Raw genomic sequence first — 2301 nt, forward strand, 5'->3', positions numbered from 1 at the left:
AGCCTTTTCTATCGGGTTTACACATTTTTTTTCAAGATCAACCTGGAAAAGTGCTTTCATAAAAGCAGGTTTCGGAACTTTTGATGAAACCAAGTTTACACCTTTCATGTCTGTATTTAATGTTGAACCTTAAGCCACCACATCATCATCGACAGAATGGAAATTCATATTACAATAATAGGGTTCATCCTCATTCCTCTTTCAATCATTCATATCATCTTTCCTAAATATTTCAATTGGGATAAAGAATTTAGTGGATTAAGTTTAATCAACAGGCAGATGACTTATGTTCATACATTTTTTATTGCTTTAATTATCTTGTTAATGGGCATTTTATGCTTAACCTCGGCAGAAGAGCTTATTCAGACTCATCTTGGCCAGAAAATATCATTTGGACTGGGCATATTTTGGGTGCTCAGATTATTTATCCAGTTTTTCGGATATTCTTCGGTGCTATGGAAAGGTAAATTATTTGAGACAGCAGTTCATATCTTTTTCATAGCTATGTGGGGATATATGAGTGTAATATTCTTTGCCGCATATTTTAATTGATGGAATACAATATATCTTGGTCTCAGATCGGTAATGCCTGTTCAATAAAACCCGTTATGATTGAGGTCGATTTATACCTGCGGCTCCAGCTTTCCTTTCAGGGAGTAATACTAAAAATAAGCCGACTAAAACCAATAGGAACATATTAACAAACATGGCGGTTTGATATGCTTTTAGATAAGTAATGATAGAAGGGGTTTCGCTAGCCAGGTAAAAGAATAAACCGCCAATAACCCCAATACCGAGCGCAATAGCGGTTTGCTGAAACGTGGCATAAGTCCCCGAAGCAGCACCGGCAAATTTTGTGGGTATGCTTTTTAATGCCATTGTCATTAGTGAGGGAAGTACAGAACCGCAACCCAGCCCATATACAAACAAAACCGGATAAGCTGTAATTCTGTTGATGTTGACTGAATCAAATACAAGGATGTGCAGCCCGCTGGAAACAATCATGATCAGTATACCGGCCTGCAATACTTTTTTACCATATCTGGGTACCAGGCGAATTGAAATTAGCGATGCTGCTACAAAACCAAGTCCCTGCGATACAAAGAATAGACCAGCCTCTGTAGAGCTAATGCCAAAACCTGTTTGCAGCAGGATTACATTCACTAAAAAATAAGAATCTTGCACCATAAAATAAAACAATACCGCACAAAGTGCGATGTTGAAATCTTTGAAGGCGAACAGTTCCATATCAATAAGAGGAGATTGTTGCCGGCGGAGTTTTTGTTTCTGATCATAAATAAACCAAATTAACAACGGTATTGAGGCAGCGAGGCAAAGCAGGCTCCAAGCTGGCCAACCCAGTTCCCGCCCACGGATCATGGGATAGATCAAAGCCATTAAAGTTAGTGTGAGAAGCAGAACACCTGAGTAATCAAATTTTTCTGTAGTCAGGTTGCGCTGTTTGGGGAGGAATCTTATTGCAAACAAAACAGAAGCTATCCCCAGTGGTACATTGATTAAGAAAATGAGACGCCAACCTGCTACAACAAAATGCAGATCAGGTAATACGCCGCCTAAAAATTGCCCGACAACAGAGGCTGTACCCGCAATACTGCCGTAAATACTAATGGCTTTAATGCGCTCTAACGGATCTGGAAAAAGTACTTGGATATAAGAAATGCCTTGAGGAATCATGAAACCTGCGCTTATGCCTTGCAGCATACGGGCTGTGTTTAACTGGAAAGCCGTTTGAGAAATGCCACAAAAAGCAGAAGCAAGGGTAAAGGCAATCATCCCTAAAAGGAAAACTTTTTTCTTGCCGAATTGATCGCCCGCCCGACCTCCGGTAATTAAAAAGGCAGCGTAACCAAGCAGGTATAAAGCAATAACAAGTTGGATATCTCCATCGGAACCATTGATGCCTTTACGTATAGATGGCAGGGCTACATTAACTATGAAAATATCAATTACCGCTAAAAAAATAGAAGAAGAGATTATTGTCAATAAAAGCCATTTTGAAATTTGTCTGTCCATTTTTAATTAAATTAGCCAGCAAAAGTGAAGTCTTTTAAATGGGCCCACAAGTAGTTTTAAAAAAGATACCAGGTATGAAAAAAGATACGAATATTGAAATGCAGCCATTTGTGAAAGAGGAAACTGGTGAATATAACTGTCCGATGACAAAAGTGCTTCGGATTATAGGTGGCAAATGGAAGCTTTTGATCCTGAATGCTATTTTATTGGAGTGCCCTAAACGCTTCGGAATGCTTAAAAAAATGATGCCTGATATTACACAGGCCA

General features: G+C 39.1%; 3 protein-coding genes. 2 read left to right on the top strand and 1 reads right to left on the bottom strand.

The annotated features are described in order from the left end of the window. Nucleotides 1–156: 156 nt before the first annotated feature. Nucleotides 157–552 carry a hypothetical protein gene (locus tag VNZ46_RS15955; protein ID WP_325561058.1) on the top strand — a complete coding sequence of 132 codons (396 nt, stop codon included), beginning with the start codon at nucleotides 157–159 and terminating at the stop codon, nucleotides 550–552. A 54-nt stretch (nucleotides 553–606) separates the two neighbouring features. Here the strand turns inward: VNZ46_RS15955 and VNZ46_RS15960 are convergent, their stop codons facing one another. Further along, on the bottom strand, nucleotides 607–2034 hold the full coding sequence (locus VNZ46_RS15960; RefSeq protein ID WP_325561059.1) for an MFS transporter: 1428 nt from the start codon (nucleotides 2032–2034) through the stop codon (nucleotides 607–609). A 74-nt stretch (nucleotides 2035–2108) separates the two neighbouring features. Here VNZ46_RS15960 and VNZ46_RS15965 point away from each other — a divergent pair. Then, nucleotides 2109–2301 (top strand): winged helix-turn-helix transcriptional regulator (locus VNZ46_RS15965; RefSeq protein ID WP_325561060.1); only part of this gene is annotated, 193 nt, incomplete at its 3' end.

The sequence above is a fragment of the Pedobacter sp. genome (assembly GCF_035566355.1).
Lineage (GTDB): Bacteria > Bacteroidota > Bacteroidia > Sphingobacteriales > Sphingobacteriaceae > Pedobacter.

Excerpts from the sequence above, each read along its gene's own strand:
- VNZ46_RS15955 (WP_325561058.1), top strand. The coding sequence starts at position 157 with ATGGAAATTCATATTACAATAATAGGGTTCATCCTCATTCCTCTTTCA.
- VNZ46_RS15960 (WP_325561059.1), bottom strand. The coding sequence starts at position 2,034 with ATGGACAGACAAATTTCAAAATGGCTTTTATTGACAATAATCTCTTCT.